The 15,252-nt window shown below is 72.9% G+C and carries 14 protein-coding genes; 3 read left to right on the top strand and 11 right to left on the bottom strand.

All coding sequences use genetic code 11. From position 1 onward, the window contains the following. Nucleotides 1-51 precede the first annotated feature (51 nt). On the bottom strand, nt 52-723 hold the full coding sequence (locus tag MQV74_RS07265; RefSeq protein ID WP_242728527.1) for a response regulator transcription factor: 672 nt from the start codon (nt 721-723) through the stop codon (nt 52-54). Then, nucleotides 615-1,475 carry a sensor histidine kinase gene (locus tag MQV74_RS07260; RefSeq protein ID WP_242715207.1) on the bottom strand — a complete coding sequence of 287 codons (861 nt, stop codon included), beginning with the start codon at nt 1,473-1,475 and terminating at the stop codon, nt 615-617. Before MQV74_RS07260 ends, MQV74_RS07265 begins: the two co-directional genes overlap by 109 nt. 264 nt (nt 1,476-1,739) lie before the next feature. On the opposite strand from MQV74_RS07260, the gene MQV74_RS07255 reads away from it, so the two are divergent. Continuing rightward, entirely contained in the window at nt 1,740-2,333 is a 594-nt protein-coding gene (locus tag MQV74_RS07255; RefSeq protein WP_308402375.1) for a DedA family protein, read from the top strand. Between the two features lie 68 nt (nt 2,334-2,401). On the opposite strand, the gene purB is transcribed toward MQV74_RS07255, so the two are convergent. The 4 genes from purB to MQV74_RS07235 form a co-directional block, all read right to left on the bottom strand. Further along, nucleotides 2,402-3,844 (bottom strand): adenylosuccinate lyase, encoded by a 1,443-nt coding sequence (gene purB, locus MQV74_RS07250; protein ID WP_242715205.1) that lies wholly within the window; start codon nt 3,842-3,844, stop codon nt 2,402-2,404. 120 nt (nt 3,845-3,964) lie between these two features. Beyond that, nucleotides 3,965-4,741 carry an SDR family oxidoreductase gene (locus MQV74_RS07245; protein WP_242715204.1) on the bottom strand — a complete coding sequence of 259 codons (777 nt, stop codon included), beginning with the start codon at nt 4,739-4,741 and terminating at the stop codon, nt 3,965-3,967. Between the two features lie 214 nt (nt 4,742-4,955). Next, nucleotides 4,956-5,801: an SGNH/GDSL hydrolase family protein gene (locus MQV74_RS07240; protein ID WP_242715203.1), complete on the bottom strand. Its 846-nt coding sequence runs from the start codon at nt 5,799-5,801 to the stop codon at nt 4,956-4,958. Between the two features lie 185 nt (nt 5,802-5,986). After that, entirely contained in the window at nt 5,987-6,598 is a 612-nt protein-coding gene (locus tag MQV74_RS07235) for a maleylpyruvate isomerase family mycothiol-dependent enzyme (RefSeq protein WP_374120770.1), read from the bottom strand. A gap of 118 nt (nt 6,599-6,716) precedes the next feature. Between MQV74_RS07235 and MQV74_RS07230 the strand changes: the two genes are divergently transcribed. Both MQV74_RS07230 and MQV74_RS07225 read left to right on the top strand, forming a co-directional pair. Next, a complete protein-coding gene (locus MQV74_RS07230; protein ID WP_242715202.1) occupies nt 6,717-7,790 on the top strand; it encodes a LysR family transcriptional regulator in 1,074 nt (357 codons plus the stop codon). A 41-nt stretch (nt 7,791-7,831) separates the two neighbouring features. After that, nucleotides 7,832-8,080 (top strand): holin, encoded by a 249-nt coding sequence (locus MQV74_RS07225; protein ID WP_242715201.1) that lies wholly within the window; start codon nt 7,832-7,834, stop codon nt 8,078-8,080. Between the two features lie 37 nt (nt 8,081-8,117). Here MQV74_RS07225 and MQV74_RS07220 read toward each other — a convergent pair whose 3' ends face one another. From MQV74_RS07220 to MQV74_RS07200, 5 genes are all read right to left on the bottom strand, one after another. Next, complete coding sequence (locus MQV74_RS07220; protein ID WP_242715200.1) at nt 8,118-9,131, bottom strand: hemolysin family protein; 1,014 nt, start codon at nt 9,129-9,131, stop codon at nt 8,118-8,120. Further along, nucleotides 9,128-10,696, bottom strand: a complete 1,569-nt coding sequence (locus MQV74_RS07215; protein WP_242715199.1) for a hemolysin family protein — start codon at nt 10,694-10,696, stop codon at nt 9,128-9,130. Before MQV74_RS07215 ends, MQV74_RS07220 begins: the two co-directional genes overlap by 4 nt. 208 nt (nt 10,697-10,904) lie before the next feature. Continuing rightward, nucleotides 10,905-11,330, bottom strand: coding sequence for a GNAT family N-acetyltransferase (locus tag MQV74_RS07210; RefSeq protein WP_242715198.1), 426 nt, complete (start codon nt 11,328-11,330; stop codon nt 10,905-10,907). Between the two features lie 128 nt (nt 11,331-11,458). Next, complete coding sequence (locus tag MQV74_RS07205) at nt 11,459-12,352, bottom strand: LLM class F420-dependent oxidoreductase (protein WP_242715197.1); 894 nt, start codon at nt 12,350-12,352, stop codon at nt 11,459-11,461. Between the two features lie 327 nt (nt 12,353-12,679). After that, on the bottom strand, nt 12,680-15,247 hold the full coding sequence (locus tag MQV74_RS07200; RefSeq protein WP_242715196.1) for an ABC transporter permease: 2,568 nt from the start codon (nt 15,245-15,247) through the stop codon (nt 12,680-12,682). Nucleotides 15,248-15,252 lie beyond the last annotated feature (5 nt).

Below are 15,252 nucleotides of genomic sequence, written 5' to 3'. Positions count from 1 at the left end.
ACCCGGGCCCCGCCTCCCGGACGGCCCCTCCACGAGCCCGACGGCCTCACCTCACGACCCCACGAAGCGCAGCACCGCCAACACCCGGCGGCTGTACCCGCTCGCCGAAGGCAACTCCAACTTGTCGAAGATCGCGTTCACATACTTCTCCACCGCACTCTGCGACACGTGCAACTGCTCCGCGATCGCCGCATTCGTATGCCCCTGCGCCATCTTGCCCAGCACCTCGCGCTCCCGGTCCGTCAACCGCGACAGCGGATCCACCTGACTGCTGAACGTCAGCAACTGACGCACGACCTCCGGGTCGAAAGCCGTCCGCCCTGCACCCACCCGGTCCAAGGCGTCCAAGAACTCGTCGACCTGCACCACCCGGTCCTTCAGGAGATAGCCCACGCCCTCCGTCGCGGTGGTCAACAAGTCCGTGGCATACCGCCGCTCCACATACTGGGACAGCACCAGAACCCCCGTACCCGGCCAGGAACGGCGGATCTCCAGCGCCGCGCGCAGCCCCTCGTCCGTATGCGTCGGAGGCATCCGCACATCCACGACCGCCGCGTCCGGCGGATCGGCCGCGATCGCATCCAACAGCGCCTGCGCGTCCCCCACGGACGCCGTCACCTCATGCCCCTCGTCCGCCAACAGCCGGGCCAGACCCTCGCGCAGCAGCGTCGAAGAGCCGCCGCAAGGCCGCCCTCGTCCAACGCCGCCGGATACACCCGCCAGGCCACCTCCCGCAGCTCCACCAGCGCCTGCTGACTCTCCTCATGCGCTTGGCGCAACAGCGCCGCCGACTTCTCCGCATCAGGCGTACGACGGGCCCGGCCGAGCAGCATGCCCAGCGCCACCAGACGCTGCTGCACGCCGTCGTGCAGATCACGCTCGATACGGCGCCGCTCGTCGTGGACCGCCTCCACGACACCCGCGCGGCTCTCCGCCAGCTCCCCGATCCGGCGCTGCATGCGCTGACGGGCACTCGGACCCAGGAAGTGCCGCGCGAGGCGCTCGTCCATCAGCGCCACCGCCCGCACCCCCTGAGCCGCCAGGAACAGCAGGAACATCCCGCCGAAGCCCGAGACACCCATGGTCATCGGCCATCTGCTCAGATCGACCGCGGCCCAGCCCCACAGCAGCAACGAGGCATAACCCCCACCTATCAAGGCGCACACCAGGACCATGCCGCCGAGCAGTCCCACCGGCCAGCGCGTGGCGACGAAAGCAAGCGCGGGCGCACCGCTCGTCGGCGGCGCTATCTCCGAGCCGTACCACCTCGCCATCCGACACCGCTGCCCGTCGGCCCACCGGCGAGCGACCCGAGCGACCACGCCCGACTCGCCCCGACCCGCGCCCGACCGCCCGAGCGTGAGCAGCAGCCAGAGGCCCGACGCCAAGGTGAGGACCAGCTCGACGACCGCGCTGAGGAATCCGAGCAACACGCCCACGGCGACGCGCAGTCGGCGAATGAGATAGCTCCGCATGATCAATCACGCTAGTCGAGCGCCGCGCTCCGCGGACTGCGGAAAACCGCAAACCTCACTGAGGCACCCCACAGCTCCGCCCTACGGAGCCCCACAACAAATCTCTGCGGCGGCCCCCATACCGCCCTGGCCTGCACATTCCGTAGCGTCGACGACATGATCCTCACAGCCGAGCACGCACTCGACGCACCCCTCCTGACCGCCCACGCGTCCACATCACCGGACGCCCCCGCGGGCGGCATAGCGGGCTGGGCCGCCGACCTCATGGACTCCCTCGGCGCCGTAGGCGCGGGCGCCGCCATCGCGCTGGAGAACCTCTTCCCGCCCCTGCCCAGCGAAGTCATCCTGCCCCTCGCCGGATTCGCCGCGAGCCAGGGCAAGTTCAGCCTCCTCGCCGCACTCGTGTGGACCACCGCCGGATCAGTGGCGGGCGCCATCGCCCTCTACGCCATCGGCGCACTGCTCGGCCGCGACCGCACCGTCGCGATCGCCGCCCGCCTGCCGCTGGTCAAGACGTCCGACATAGAGAAGACGGAAGCGTGGTTCGCCCGGCACGGCACCAAAGCCGTGTTCTTCGGCCGCATGGTGCCCATCTTCCGCAGCATGATCTCGATACCGGCGGGCATCGAGCGGATGCCCCTGCCCGTCTTCCTCGGCCTCACCACCGCGGGCAGCCTCATCTGGAACAGCGTCTTCGTACTCGTCGGCCACGCCCTCGGCACCCGCTGGCACGAAGTCACCGACGTCGTCGGCCTCTACTCGAAGGCCGTCCTCGGCATCGTCGCCCTCGCCGCCCTGACCTTCGTGGCGGCCCGCATACGCAAAGCGGGCCGCGGCGCGCACCGGGCACGGAGCTGACCGTGCCAGGCACGCGGACCACGGCCCGCCCGACGAGTGAGGCCTCCCGATGCGCGGGAGACCGCGCCTCAGAGAATCGCGCCCGGCGCGTACGCCGCAGCCGCGGGGTGCTCCTTGAGCACGGCCTCGATCTGCGCGACGACCGCGGCGACCTGGGCGCCGGCGGCACCGGTGAACGACAGCTTGTCGGCCATCAGCTCGTCCAGCTGCGCGCGGTCCAGCGGAATGCGGGAGTCGGCGGCCAGCTTGTCGAGGAGCTCGTTGCGCTCGACACCCTGCTCTCGCATGGCGAGCGCGGAAGCCACCGCGTTCTCCTTGATCGCCTCGTGAGCCTCCTCACGGCCCACACCCGCGCGCACCGACGCCATGAGGACCTTGGTGGTGGCGAGGAACGGCAGATAGCGGTCCAGCTCCCGGGCGACGACGGCGGGGAACGCACCGAACTCGTCGAGCACCGTCAGGAACGTCTCCAAGAGCCCGTCCAGCGCGAAGAACGCGTCGGGCAGGGCCACGCGGCGGACCACGGAGCACGACACGTCGCCCTCGTTCCACTGGTCGCCGGCCAGCTCGGCGGTCATGGAGGCATAGCCGCGCAGGATGACGGTCAGACCGTTGACACGCTCGCAGGAGCGGGTGTTCATCTTGTGCGGCATGGCGGACGAGCCGACCTGGCCCGGCTTGAAGCCCTCGGTGACCAGCTCGTGCCCGGCCATCAGCCGGACCGTCTTCGCCAGGGACGACGGCGCGGCGGCCAGCTGCACGAGCGCCGTGACGACCTCGTAGTCGAGGGAGCGCGGGTAGACCTGACCGACGGAGGTGAAAGCGCTGTCGAAGCCCAGATGCGTCGCGATGCGGCGCTCCAGGTCGGCGAGCTTGTCCGCGTCGCCGCCGAGGAGGTCCAGCATGTCCTGGGCGGTGCCGACGGGGCCCTTGATGCCACGCAGCGGATAGCGGCCGAGGAGGTCCTCAACACGGCGATGGGCGACGAGCAGCTCGTCGGCGGCGGTCGCGAAGCGCTTGCCGAGGGTCGTCGCCTGGGCGGCCACGTTGTGCGAGCGGCCCGCCATGACCAGCTCCGCGTACTCGCCGGAGAGTCGGCCGAGCCGTGCGAGCACCGCCACCGTGCGGTCCCGCACCAGCTCCAGGGAGAGCCGGATCTGCAGCTGCTCCACGTTCTCCGTCAGATCGCGGGAGGTCATGCCCTTGTGGACGTGCTCGTGTCCGGCGAGGGCGTTGAACTCCTCGATGCGGGCCTTCACGTCGTGGCGCGTGACCTTCTCGCGCTCGGCGATGGAGGCCAGGTCGACCTGGTCGAGGACCCGCTCGTAGTCGGCGAGCGCCGCGTCCGGCACCTCGATGCCGAGGTCCTTCTGCGCGCGCAGCACGGCGAGCCAGAGCTGACGCTCGAGCTTGACCTTCTGCTCGGGCGACCAGAGCGTGGCGAGCTCGGCGGAGGCGTAACGCCCGGCGAGGACGTTCGGGATACGGGGCTTAGCAGGCGCAGCAGTCACAGTCGGCCATTCTACTGGCGGTTTCTGCAGGCCAGCGCCATGGCTGGGTTCGTCTGAATCTACGAGGGGAGGGGGCGGGGTGGGGAGGGGGAGGGGGCCCCGCCCTCCCCGTTATGACGGTCACCTCAGCGTGTAGCCCCCGTCCGGATACAACGTAGACCCCGTCGTATACCCGTTCCCCAACAGATAGAGCACCGCGTGGGCGATCTCGTCCTCGCTGCCGAGGCGGTGCAGGAGGGTGTCCCTGCGGTACTGGGCGAAGGCCTGCTCGCGGGCTTCGGCGGGGCGGCCCTGCCACAGGTTGCCGTCGATGGTGCCGGGGGAGACGACGTTGACGCGGATAGGGGCGAGCTCGACGGCGAGGCCGCGGGCGAGGCCTTCGAGGGCGGCGTTGCAGGCGGCGTAGGCGGGCGCGGGGCCCGGTGGGCGGGCGCCCGCGGCGCCGGACATCAGGACCACGGACCCATCGGCTGTGAGCTTGGGCGCGGCGAGCCGCACCGCGTGGTACTGGCCCCAGAACTTGGTGACGAAGGGGCTCTCGGCGTCCTCGTCGCTCAGTTCCAGCATGGGGCCGACCCGGTAGGTGCCCGCGGTGGTGAGGAGGTGGTCGACGCGTTCCACGGGGGCGAAGAACGCGGCGAGGGAGGCGCGGTCGGTGACGTCCACCGTGCGCCAGGTCGCGGCGTCCCCCAGGTCCTGGGCCGCGGCGGCGAGCCGGTCCGCGGACCGGCCGCCGAGCACCACCCGGGCACCGGCCGCGACCGCCTGGTGGGCGACGCGCAGCCCGATGCCGGAGCCGCCGCCGATGAGGACGACGGTACGGCCGTGCAGGGTCCCCGGGCCGGGCACGGCAGCGGCGGGGGCCGTGGGGCGAGGGTCGGGAGGCGGGGTGGTCATGGCGCGATCCTTGTCGGGGTGGGGAGCAGGAGTGATCGACTTCTGCTCCGGCCAACTCCCGGGTTCGCGGCGACATTCCGGGCAAGGGGGTACCGCTTGTACCCGGCTACGGGCTACCCGGCTGTGCCGGGCACGAGCGGGCTGTGCCGGGCACGAGCGGGCTGTGCCGGGCACGAGCGGGCTGTGCCGGGCACGAGCGGGCTGTGCCGCGGGCTCAGGAAGGGCCCGCCTCCACGCGGTGCCAGCCCTGGACCGGGCCGGGCGTCGCGGTGTCGGTCGGCGTGACCCAGAAGGCGCGGCCCGTCGCGGGGTCCACGTGGGCGCCCGTCCGGCCGTCGCCGGAGGAGCGGCCCGTCAGCCGACGGCCGATCCACGGGGCCAGATGCTGCCGGGCGAAGCGGGCGTCGGCGACGCGCCGCGCGGACCAGGACGGGGGCACGGCGACGGGCAGCGGTGCCTGCCAGTCCTCCTGCGGCGCGTACCCGAGCGTCTGCCAGACCGCCTCGGCGACCCTGCGGTGCCCCTCCGCGGTCAGATGCAGCCGGTCCACGTCCCACATGCGCTGGTCGCCGAGCGCCGCCGACCCGTAGAGGTCGACGACGACGGCGCCGTGGCGGGCCGCGAGGTCGTCGACGTGGGAGAAGAGCTCCTCCATGCGGGGCCGGAACCGTTCGAGCACCGGGCCGTTGCGGCCCGGGCTGCGCATCAGGACGAGCTGCTTGCAGGACGGGGCGAGGGTCTCCACGGCCTGTTCGAGCAGACCTCGTACGCGTCCCATGTCGCACTTGGGGCGCAGGGTGTCGTTGAGGCCGCCCACGAGCGTGATCACATCGGCGCCGAGCGCGGCGGCGACGCCGACCTGCTCGTCGACGATCTGCCCGATGAGCTTGCCCCGCACGGCGAGGTTGGCGTACCGGAATCCGGGGGTGCGGGCGGCGACGCGCTCGGCCAGGACGTCCGCCCAGCCGCGGTAGCCGCCGTCGGGCAGCAGGTCGGACATGCCCTCGGTGAAGGAGTCGCCGACCGCGACGAGGCTGGAGTAGGTGGCGTTGATCTGCATGGCGGAGTCGATGGTATCCCGCGGGTGCGGGCCGGGCCCGAGCCGCCGACGGCACCCGGGCCCGCGCACCGGGCTCCGCGAAGCACCCGCTCAGGCTGCCGGAAGCCCGGCCCCGCCGGAAGCCCGGCCCTGCAGGAAGCCCGGCCCCGCCGGGGCCCGGCCCTGCCTGGCGCCCAGCCCCGCGCTCAGGCCGCCGTGAAGCGCCCGCTCGGCTCCCCGTGCAGCCGCCCCCGCGGCACCGCGCGGCCGAACGCGGCGAGCAGCAGGTCCTGGCCCGCTCCCCGCAGCGGCGCCCCGGAGCCGTACGTCCGGTCGAGGTCGTCGGCGCACAGCTGGACCCCGGCGAGGTCGGCGCCGAAGAACTTGGCGCCCTTCACGGTGACGTGGTCCAGAAGGATCCGCACCCGGTCCTCCGGTACGCGCCGGTCCAGGCGGAGGGCCACCGTGATGTCCATGCCGTGCACGACGTCGTGGCCGAGCGCCCCGGCGAAGCCGCCCACCGGCGGGGTCCACGGGTGGTGCGCGTGCGCGCGCAGGAAACCGGCGAGCTCGTCCGTCCCGTACGCCGCCGCGTCCGCGCGGGCGCACCGGTCCGTCATGCGGTGCAGACTGCCGCCCGCCCTGACGAGCTGCCCCAGGACGCGGGGGAGCGGGTAGCGGAAGCCGAGCGACATGTGCGCCGCGACCTCCCGCACCCGCCAGCCCGCGCACAGCGACGGCGCGTCCCACTGCTCGGGCGTCAGGCTCTCCAGGAGGTCGGCCAGCTCGTGGCGCTCGGCCGCGATGGCGGCCCGTATGCGCTGTTCCGACGTGGTTTCGGGACCCGTGCTCCGTGTGTTCCCTATGGTTCCAAGATCTAAGGGGCGGTACGACAAGTCCAAGAGTCAGTACGTCTCGTGACTAGCATTCCTGGTTATGGAACTTCGCCAGCTGCGGTACTTCCTGACCGTCGTGGAAGAGGCCAACTTCACCCGCGCCGCCGCCCGGTTGCACGTGGCGCAGCCCGGGGTGAGTGCCCAGGTGCGCCAGCTGGAGCGGGAGTTGGGGCAGCGGCTCCTGGACCGTTCGGGCCGTACGGTCACGGTGACGGAGGCGGGCGCGGCGGTACTGCCGTACGCCCGTGCCGCGCTGGCCGCCGTGGAGGGGATGCGGCAGACGGCCGACGAGTTCACCGGGCTGCTGCGCGGCCGCGTCACGATCGGGGTGGTCTCGGGCTCCGCGACCGGCGTGTTCGGCGTGGCGGAGCTGCTCGCCGACTTCCACGACGACCATCCGCACGTGGAGATAGCCCTGACGGAGGACACGTCGGAGCGCATGCTGGCCGCGCTCCGGGCGGGCGAGCTCGACATCGCCCTGGTCGGCCCGACGGCCGACACCCCGCCGCAGGGCATCCTCTGGGACATCGTGGTGGACGAGCCACTGGCGGCCGTCGTGGCCGAGGGCGACCCACTGATCGCGTACGCGGAGAAACACACGGGCCACGCTGACGACGACACCGACACCGACACCGACACCGCGCCGAGCGACGCCCCCACGTGCAGCCCCTCCCTTCCCCCGGTCGCGGTCGGCGCGACCCGCCCCACCATCCCCGGCCTCCCCCTGACCGCGCTCGCCGAGCGGCCCCTCATCAGCCTGCCGCGTGGCACCGGGCTGCGGGCGGCCCTGGAACGGGCCTGTGCGCGGGCCGGGTTCGCCCCGCGGGTCGCCTTCGAGGCGGCCGCGCCCGACCTGGTCGCCCAGCTGGCGGCGCGCGGCCTGGGCGTGGCGGTCTTCCCCGCGTCGGAGGCGGAGGTCGCGGAGCTCGGCCTGCGGGCGCTGCCGTTCGCCGAGCCGGTGCCGCGCGGCCGGATCGCGCTCGCCCGCCGCGCCGACGGTCCGCAGGGGCCCGCCGCCCACGCCTTCCTCACCCGGCTCCAGGAGGCCCTCATGCCCGGGGCGGCCGACGCGTCGACAAGCGGTGCCAAGGGGCGCGACGATAAGGGCAGTTGAGGGCTCAACCGTGAGGCCTCGCTCCTGGAGAGGGGGCCGCCATGTGGAGCGCTGCCTTCTGGAAAGCCACCGCGGAGCGTGCCGTCCGCACCTTCGCGCAGGCACTCGCCGCGATCCTCGTCGCCGGGGCGACGAACCTCCTGGACGTGGCCTGGGCGGCGGCCCTCGGCACCGCGGGCATGGCCGCGCTGCTCGCCGTCCTCACCGCGCTCGGCTCGGCGAAGGTCGGCCCGCCCGGACCCGGTTTCACGGAGACCCCGGACGGCGGAGGGCGCGCCCCCGTCGTCTGACGGAAGCGCGCCCTCCGCGGAGCTCGCGCAGGCGGAGCTAGACGGGCTGCCCGAACAGCTCCCGCAGCACGTCCTCCATCGTGACCATGCCCGCCAGGCGGCCGTCCGCGCCGAGCACGGCGGCCACGTGCGTACGGCTGCCCCGCATGGCCGTGAGCACGTCGTCCAGCGGCGTGGTCTCGCGGACGCGCGCGATCGGCCGCATGTCCGCCACCCGGAAGGGCAGGTCGCGTGGGCCGACCTCCAGCGCGTCCTTGACGTGCAGATAGCCGACGATCCGCCGCCCCTCGTCGACGACGGGGAAGCGCGAGAAGCCGCTGTCCGCCGACAGACGCTCCAGCTTCTCCGGGGTGACGCCCACGCGCGCGTAGACCACGCGTTCCAGGGGGAGCACCACGTCGCGGACCGGGCGGCGGCCGAGCTCGAGCGCGTCGTGCAGCCGTTCCTGGGCGCGGTCGTCGATCAGTCCGGCGTCGCTGGAGTCCTGCACCATGCGGGCCAGTTCGGCGTCCGAGAAGGTCGCCGCGACCTCGTCCTTGGTCTCGACCCGCAGCAGCTTCAGGATCCCGTTGGCGAACGCGTTGACGGTGAAGACCACCGGGCGCAGCGCGCGGGCCAGCGCCACCAGCGGCGGCCCGAGCAGCAGCGCGCTGCGTACCGGCTCGGCCAGGGCGACGTTCTTGGGGATCATCTCGCCGAGCAGCATGTGCAGATACGTCGCCACGGCGAGCGCGATGACGAACGAGATGGGGTGGACCAGGCCGTGCGGCACGCCCACCGCGTCGAACAGCGGCTCCAGCAGGTGCGCGATCGCCGGTTCGGCGACCACGCCGAGCACCAGCGTGCACAGCGTGATGCCGAGCTGGGCCGCGGCCATCAGCACGGACACGTGCTGGAGCCCCCACAGCACGCTCTTGGCGCGCCGGTCGCCGTCCTCGGCGTGCGGTTCGATCTGGCTGCGGCGCACCGAGATCAGCGCGAACTCGGCACCCACGAAGAAGGCGTTGACGACGAGCGTCGCCAGGCCGATCAGCAACTGGATGACGGTCATCGCTCGCCCTTCCCCTTCTCGTCCCGCCCACGGGAGTCTCCGCCTCGCTCGCGGGAGTCTTCGTGCCGCCCACGGGACTCACCGCCTCGCCCACGGGAGTCTCCGCCTCGCTCGCGTGAGCCTTCGTGCCGCTCGCGGGAGTCCCCGCGTGCCTTGTCGTGGTGCGCACGGGTCCGGGCCCCGCGCAGCCCGCCGCCCCCGTGGCGGCCCTCGCGGCCGTATCCGTCGCCCTCGCCGTCCCCTGCGTCCGCGTCGTCGCCCGGCGCCGGGGCGTGCAGCAGGACGCGCGCGGCGCGCCGGCCGCCCGCGTCCACGACCTCCAGGTGCCAGCCGCCGACGTCGACGCGGTCGCCGACCGCGGGGATGCGGCCGAGCTCGGTCGCGACGACTCCGGCGAGCGTCTCGTAGGGTCCTTCCGGTACGCGCAGGCCCACGCGGGCCAGCTCGTCGGTGCGGGCCGCGCCGTCCGCCGAGTACAGCTCGCGGCCGTCCTCGTCGGTGCCGACGGCGGCCAGGTCGGGCGTCTCGTGCGGGTCGTGCTCGTCGTGTACCTCTCCGACGACTTCCTCGACGATGTCCTCGAGCGTGGCGACGCCCGCGGTGCCGCCGTACTCGTCGATGACGACGGCCATGGTGCGCTTGCCCGACAGCCGGTCGAGCAGCCGGTCGACGGTCAGGGACTCCGGTACGAGCAGCGGCTCGCGCATGAGCTCGCGGACGGGCAGCCGCGGCCTGCGCTCGGCGGGCAGCGCGATGACGTCCTTGATGTGGACGACGCCGACGACCGTGTCGAGGGAGCCCTGGTAGACGGGGAAGCGCGACAGGCCGGTCCCGCGGGTCGCGTTGGCGACGTCCTGGCAGGTGGCCTGGGCCTCCAGGGCCACGACCTGGACCCGCGGGGTCATCACGTTCTCGGCGGTCAGGTCGGCGAGGTTCAGCGTGCGCATGAACCGCTCGGCGGCCTCCGGCTCCAGGGCGCCTTCCTTCGCGGAGTGCCGGGCCAGGGCCGCGAGCTCCTTGGGGCCGCGCGCGGAGGCGAGCTCCTCGGCGGGCTCCATGCCCATGCGGCGCACGGCGTGGTTCGCGGTGTTGTTCAGATGCGTGATGAAGGGCCGGAAGGCCGCGCTGAAGATCCGCTGCGGGGTCGCGACGCGCTTGGCGATGGGCAGCGGCGAGGAGATCGCCCAGTTCTTGGGCACCAGCTCGCCGACGACCATCAGGAAGACCGTGGACAGCGCCGTGCCCAGCAGCAGGGCGACGGTCGACGCGGCTCCTTCGGGCACGCCGACGGAGCCGAGCGGGCCCTCGATCAGATCGCCGATCGCGGGCTTGGCCAGCATGCCGACGACGAGGCCGGTCACGGTGATGCCGAGCTGTGCGCCGGAGAGCTGGAACGTGAGGTTCTTGACCGCCTTGAGGGCGCTCTCGGCGCCGCGTTCGCCGCGCTCCGCCGCGCTCTCCAGTTCGCTGCGCTCGACGGTCGTGAGCGAGAACTCCGCCGCGACGAAGACGCCGCACGCGAGCGAGAGCAGTACCGCCACGAGGAGCAGGAGCACTTCGGTCATCGGGTCACCTCCGTCCCATGATCGGCCAGGGGCGTGGTGAATGCGCGATGTCGGGTACTAGGAGGCTCGCCCATGGGCGGACGCTCACACCTTTCGTCGGGGTTACAGGGGTCCATCCATGTTAAAGGATCAGCAAAGCACCACTAGGAGCATTACGCTCCGTAGTGAGCGACCATGAAGAGTACGCGGAAAGTGACGAAGCCGGACGTCACCCGTCGAGGGGCTTCACCCAGCGGCTCCACTGCGGCTCCGGCGTGTACCCGGCCGCGTGCCAGGCGTGGTGGGCCCGCTCGTTGCGGTTGAGCACCATGGCGTCCGCGCGGCGCCCGCCGAGCGCCGCGAACCGCTGCTCCGCCGCCGCGAGCAGCGCCGAGCCGATCCCGCGCCGCCGCTGGTCGGGGTGTACGGCGAGCCGGTACAGATGGCACCGCCAGCCGTCGAAGCCCGCGATCGCCGTGCCCACCAGCTCGCCGCCGCGCTCGGCCAGGAGCAGTGCGTCGGGGTCGCGGGCCACGAGGCGCTCCACGCCCGCGCGGTCGTCGCTGATGCTCGTGCCCTCCGCGGCCGCCTTCCAGAAGGCGAGGACCGCGTCCAGGTCGCCGGGCAGAGCGGGCCGAATCCGTAGATCATCCATGGCCGCATCCCATCACCGGCCGTGGCTCCGCCGCCCGGAATTTCAGAATCCGGACAGCGGACCGGCGCGCCGCACGCACAGCTGCGTCACGTCGGCCGCGCGCTGCGGCATGCCGCACGCGCGGTACGTCACTCGCCGCGCAGCTCCTCGATCACGGGGCCGAACGCCTCGTAGTACGCCTCCAGGACCGAGATGTAGGAGAAGCCGTAGCGCTCGCGCTGGGCGCGCAGTTGGTCGGCGATCTGGCGGACGGTGCCGATGAGCACGATCGGCAGGTCGAGGGCGCTGTCGGTCGTCAGGTGCGGGATGCGGTCGACGAACTCCTGTACGGCCGCGCGCCGGTCGTCGGTGATGAGGATCGTCTGGACGATCAGGTTCAGCTCGGCGCGCTCGGCCCGTCCGGCCGCGAACCGCCGGTAGGCGGCGACCCTTTCGTCCAGTTCCTCGGGCGAGAGGGGGACCAGCTTGCCGCCCCTGTCTCCCGGTACCGCACGGGCGCCGGTGAAAGCGGCGATGTCGGCGTGCTCGGCGGTGAGCCGCATCATGCGGTCGCCGCTGCCGCCGATGAGCAGCGGCGGGCGCGGGCGCTGGAGGGGCCGAGGCTGGAACTCCTCGTCGGCGAAGGCCCGGTCCAGCTCCTCCACGGTGCGCCGCAGATGCGTCACGCGCTCGCCCGGCGAGCCGAACGGCAGGCCCGCGGCGTCGTGCTCGGCCTGCACGTACCCGGTGCCGAGGCCGAGTTCGAGCCTGCCGTCGGTGAGCAGGTCGGTGGTGGCCACGTCGCGTGCGAGCAGCGTCGGGTTGAAGAAGCCCGTGTTCAGGACGAACGTACCGACGCGGGCCTGCTCGGTGGCCTCCGCCGTGGCCACGACCGCGGGGAACGGCGCGGGCATGCCCAAATGGTCCGCGACCAGGATGACGTCGTAGCCGAGGCGCTCCGCCGTACGGCACTTCTCGCGCCACTCGGCGCGCGGGGCGGGCGTGAGCATGGTGACGCCGAAACGGAAGGGGCGCACGGGCATCAACTCTCCAGTGGTGCACGGGGATCGGCACGGGTACGCCCGAGTCCATCATCCGGCCCCGGGGCGCCGCCAGAACGCTTCGTGGCGGCGCCGGGCGCCGGGCCCGTGACGGCCGTGCCCGGACGCGCGGCGGCCGGGCGCCACAGGCCCGCGGCCTCCCGGCACCCGAGGCGGCGCTCCGACCTCCCGGCACCCGAGGCGGCGCTCCGGCCTCCCGGCACCCGAGGCGGCGCTCCGGCCTCCCGGCAGCCGAGACGGCACCCGAGGCGGCGCCCGAAGCAGCACCCTGGTCTCCCGCCGCCCCGGGCCTCCCGGTCTCCCGCCCTCTCACTCGTGCGCGATCGCCTCCAGCACGTTCATGCGCGACGCCCGCAGCGCCGGGAGCAGGGCCGCCACGATCCCCACGACCACCGAACCGACCACCACGGCGACGATCGTCGACCACGGCACCGCGAACGCCTTCAGCCCTTGCAGCGCCAGGACCTGCTGCATCGACACGCCCCACACCAGGCCGAGTGCGAGCCCGAGCACCGCGCCGAACACCGCGATCACCACCGACTCCAGGCGGATCATGCGCCGCAGCTGCCGCCGCGCGAGGCCGATCGCACGCAGCAGCCCGATCTCCCGGGTGCGCTCCACGACCGACAGGGCGAGGGTGTTGACCACGCCGAGCACGGCGATGACGATCGCGAGGCCGAGCAGCGCGTACACCAGGTAGAGCAGCACGGCGATCTGCTCGCGGATCAGCTTCTTGTAGTCGGCCTGGTCGAGCACCTTCAGCTGCGGGTACGGGTCGAGCACGGACTCGAGCCGGTCCCGCAGCGTGCCGGCGTCCGTGCCCTCGGCGGCGTTGACGTAGAGCGTGGCGTCCTGTCCGTCGGGGACGTACTTCTCCAGCGTGCCGAGCCCCATGAAGATCCCGCCCTCCAGGCCGGGCCCTTCCGCGAGGTCCATGTCGGTGAGCGCGCCGACCGTGAGGTCGGCCGCGCGCCGGTCCGCGATCTCCACGGGCAGCACCGAACCGACGCGTACGCCGTGGTCCTCGGCGAAGTCCTTGTCCATCGCGACGTGTCCGGGGGCCAGCGCCCGGGCCGTACTGCCGCGCGCGTACGAGAGGTTGAGGACCTCGTCGACCCGGGCGCCGTAGCCCGCGACGGTGGACTTCACGGTCCTGCCGTCGGGCGTGCGCAGCTTCAGGGTCGCGAAGCGGTTGCGGACGGTGAGCCCCGCGCCCTCCGTCGCCCGCACCTTCTCGGTGACCTCGGCGGGGAACGGGGTGAAGGGGTTGGCGGCGCCGTTGACCACGAAGTCCGCGCCCAGCGTCTTGTCGATCTGTTCGTCGAACGACTTCGTCATCGACGCGCTCGCCACGGACAGGCCGCCCACCAGCGCGAGCCCCACCATCAGGGCGGCGGCCGTCGCACCCGTGCGGCGCGGGTTGCGCAGCGCGTTGCGCTGGCTCATGCGGCCCACGGACCCGAAGACCGCGGGGAAGGCACCGCCGAGCACCCGGATCACCGGGCGGACGAGCAGCGGGCCCGCCACGACCATGGCGACGAGGGTGAGGGCGACGCCGAGCCCGAGCAGCGAGGCCGACGTCGAGGTGTCGCCCGTGGCCGCGCACCCCACGAGCGCCGCCGCCCCGGCCGCCCCGATCACCGTCCCCACGAGCGCCCGCAGCCGCAGCGGCCGCCCCACACCGGCGATCTCGGCGTCCGCGAGCGCGGCCATCGGCGAGACCCCCGCGGCCCGGCGCGCGGGCAGATAGGCGGCGACGAACGTGACCCCCACGCCCACGACGTACGCGGCGACGGGCGTCGGCCAGCCGATCACCATCTCCGTCGACTTCAGGTTCATGCCGAGCAGACCCATCAGTTCGATGAGCCCGGCCGCGAGCCCGATCCCGGCGCCGAGCCCCAGGGTGGAGCCCGCCAGACCGAGCAGCACGGCCTCGATGAGCACCGAGCGGCGCACCTGTCTGCGGTCGGCGCCGAGCGCGCGCAGCAGCCCCAGCTCGCGGGTGCGCTGCGCGATGAGCATGGAGAAGGTGTTGACGATCAGGAACACGCCGACGAGGACGGCGACCCCGGCGAAGCCGAGCATCACGTACTTGATGACGTCCATGAACCCGCCGAGCGCGGCCGCGGCGGACTCGGCCTGCTCGGCCGCGGTCTTCAGCTCGTACGTCGAGCCGAGCCGGGCGGCTACGCGCCGCTTCAGCTCGGCGTCGCTCACGCCGGGCGCCGCGTCCACGGCGACGCTCGTCGCCGCGTCCTTATCGCCGAGCAGCTTGGTCTGCGCGGTCGGGGTGTCCAGGAAGACCAGGGCGGCACCGGGATTGGTGGTGCGGAACGTGACGATGCCGACGACCTCGACCCGGAACGAGCCGGGCGCGGCGATCACCGTCATCGTGTCGCCGATCCCCACGTCCCTCTTGTCGGCCGTGTCCGCGTCGAGCAGGGCCTGATGAGGGCCGCGCGGAACGTGGCCCGAGGTGAGCCGCACCGGGCTGCGCTCGGTCGCGTACCAGTTGAGGGCGATGGTGGGGGCGCCGGTCGTCGGGCCCACCGCGTCGTTGTCGCGGTCGACGACGGTGACGTCCTCCACGGACACGTCGACGTGGGTGGCCGCGACGCCGTCGACCTTCCCGACGTCCTTCGCCACGGCGGCGGGCAGCGTCGGGGTGTGTCCCGTCGACACGCGCCCGTCGTCGTCCTTGGGGGAGACCGCGACGTCGGCCGAGGTGGAGGCGAAGAGCCGGTCGAAGGTGCGGTTGACGGTGTCCGAGAAGATCAGGCTGCCCGCGACGAACGCCACCGAGAGGACCACCGCGAGCGCGGAGAGGAACAGCCTGCCCTTGTGGGCGAGGAAGCTCCGGAGCGTGGACTTGAGCACGACCG

This window comes from Streptomyces sp. AN091965 (assembly GCF_022698285.1).
Lineage (GTDB): Bacteria > Actinomycetota > Actinomycetes > Streptomycetales > Streptomycetaceae > Streptomyces.
Note: the sequence above shows the minus strand (reverse complement) of the source record. Positions and strands in the feature narration are given on the sequence as shown.

Excerpts from the sequence above, each read along its gene's own strand:
- MQV74_RS07260 (WP_242715207.1), bottom strand. The coding sequence starts at position 1,475 with ATGCGGAGCTATCTCATTCGCCGACTGCGCGTCGCCGTGGGCGTGTTG.
- MQV74_RS07255 (WP_308402375.1), top strand. The coding sequence starts at position 1,740 with ATGGACTCCCTCGGCGCCGTAGGCGCGGGCGCCGCCATCGCGCTGGAG.
- MQV74_RS07245 (WP_242715204.1), bottom strand. The coding sequence starts at position 4,741 with ATGACCACCCCGCCTCCCGACCCTCGCCCCACGGCCCCCGCCGCTGCC.
- MQV74_RS07240 (WP_242715203.1), bottom strand. The coding sequence starts at position 5,801 with ATGCAGATCAACGCCACCTACTCCAGCCTCGTCGCGGTCGGCGACTCC.
- MQV74_RS07230 (WP_242715202.1), top strand. The coding sequence starts at position 6,717 with ATGGAACTTCGCCAGCTGCGGTACTTCCTGACCGTCGTGGAAGAGGCC.
- MQV74_RS07225 (WP_242715201.1), top strand. The coding sequence starts at position 7,832 with ATGTGGAGCGCTGCCTTCTGGAAAGCCACCGCGGAGCGTGCCGTCCGC.
- MQV74_RS07220 (WP_242715200.1), bottom strand. The coding sequence starts at position 9,131 with ATGACCGTCATCCAGTTGCTGATCGGCCTGGCGACGCTCGTCGTCAAC.
- MQV74_RS07215 (WP_242715199.1), bottom strand. The coding sequence starts at position 10,696 with ATGACCGAAGTGCTCCTGCTCCTCGTGGCGGTACTGCTCTCGCTCGCG.
- MQV74_RS07210 (WP_242715198.1), bottom strand. The coding sequence starts at position 11,330 with ATGGATGATCTACGGATTCGGCCCGCTCTGCCCGGCGACCTGGACGCG.
- MQV74_RS07205 (WP_242715197.1), bottom strand. The coding sequence starts at position 12,352 with ATGCCCGTGCGCCCCTTCCGTTTCGGCGTCACCATGCTCACGCCCGCC.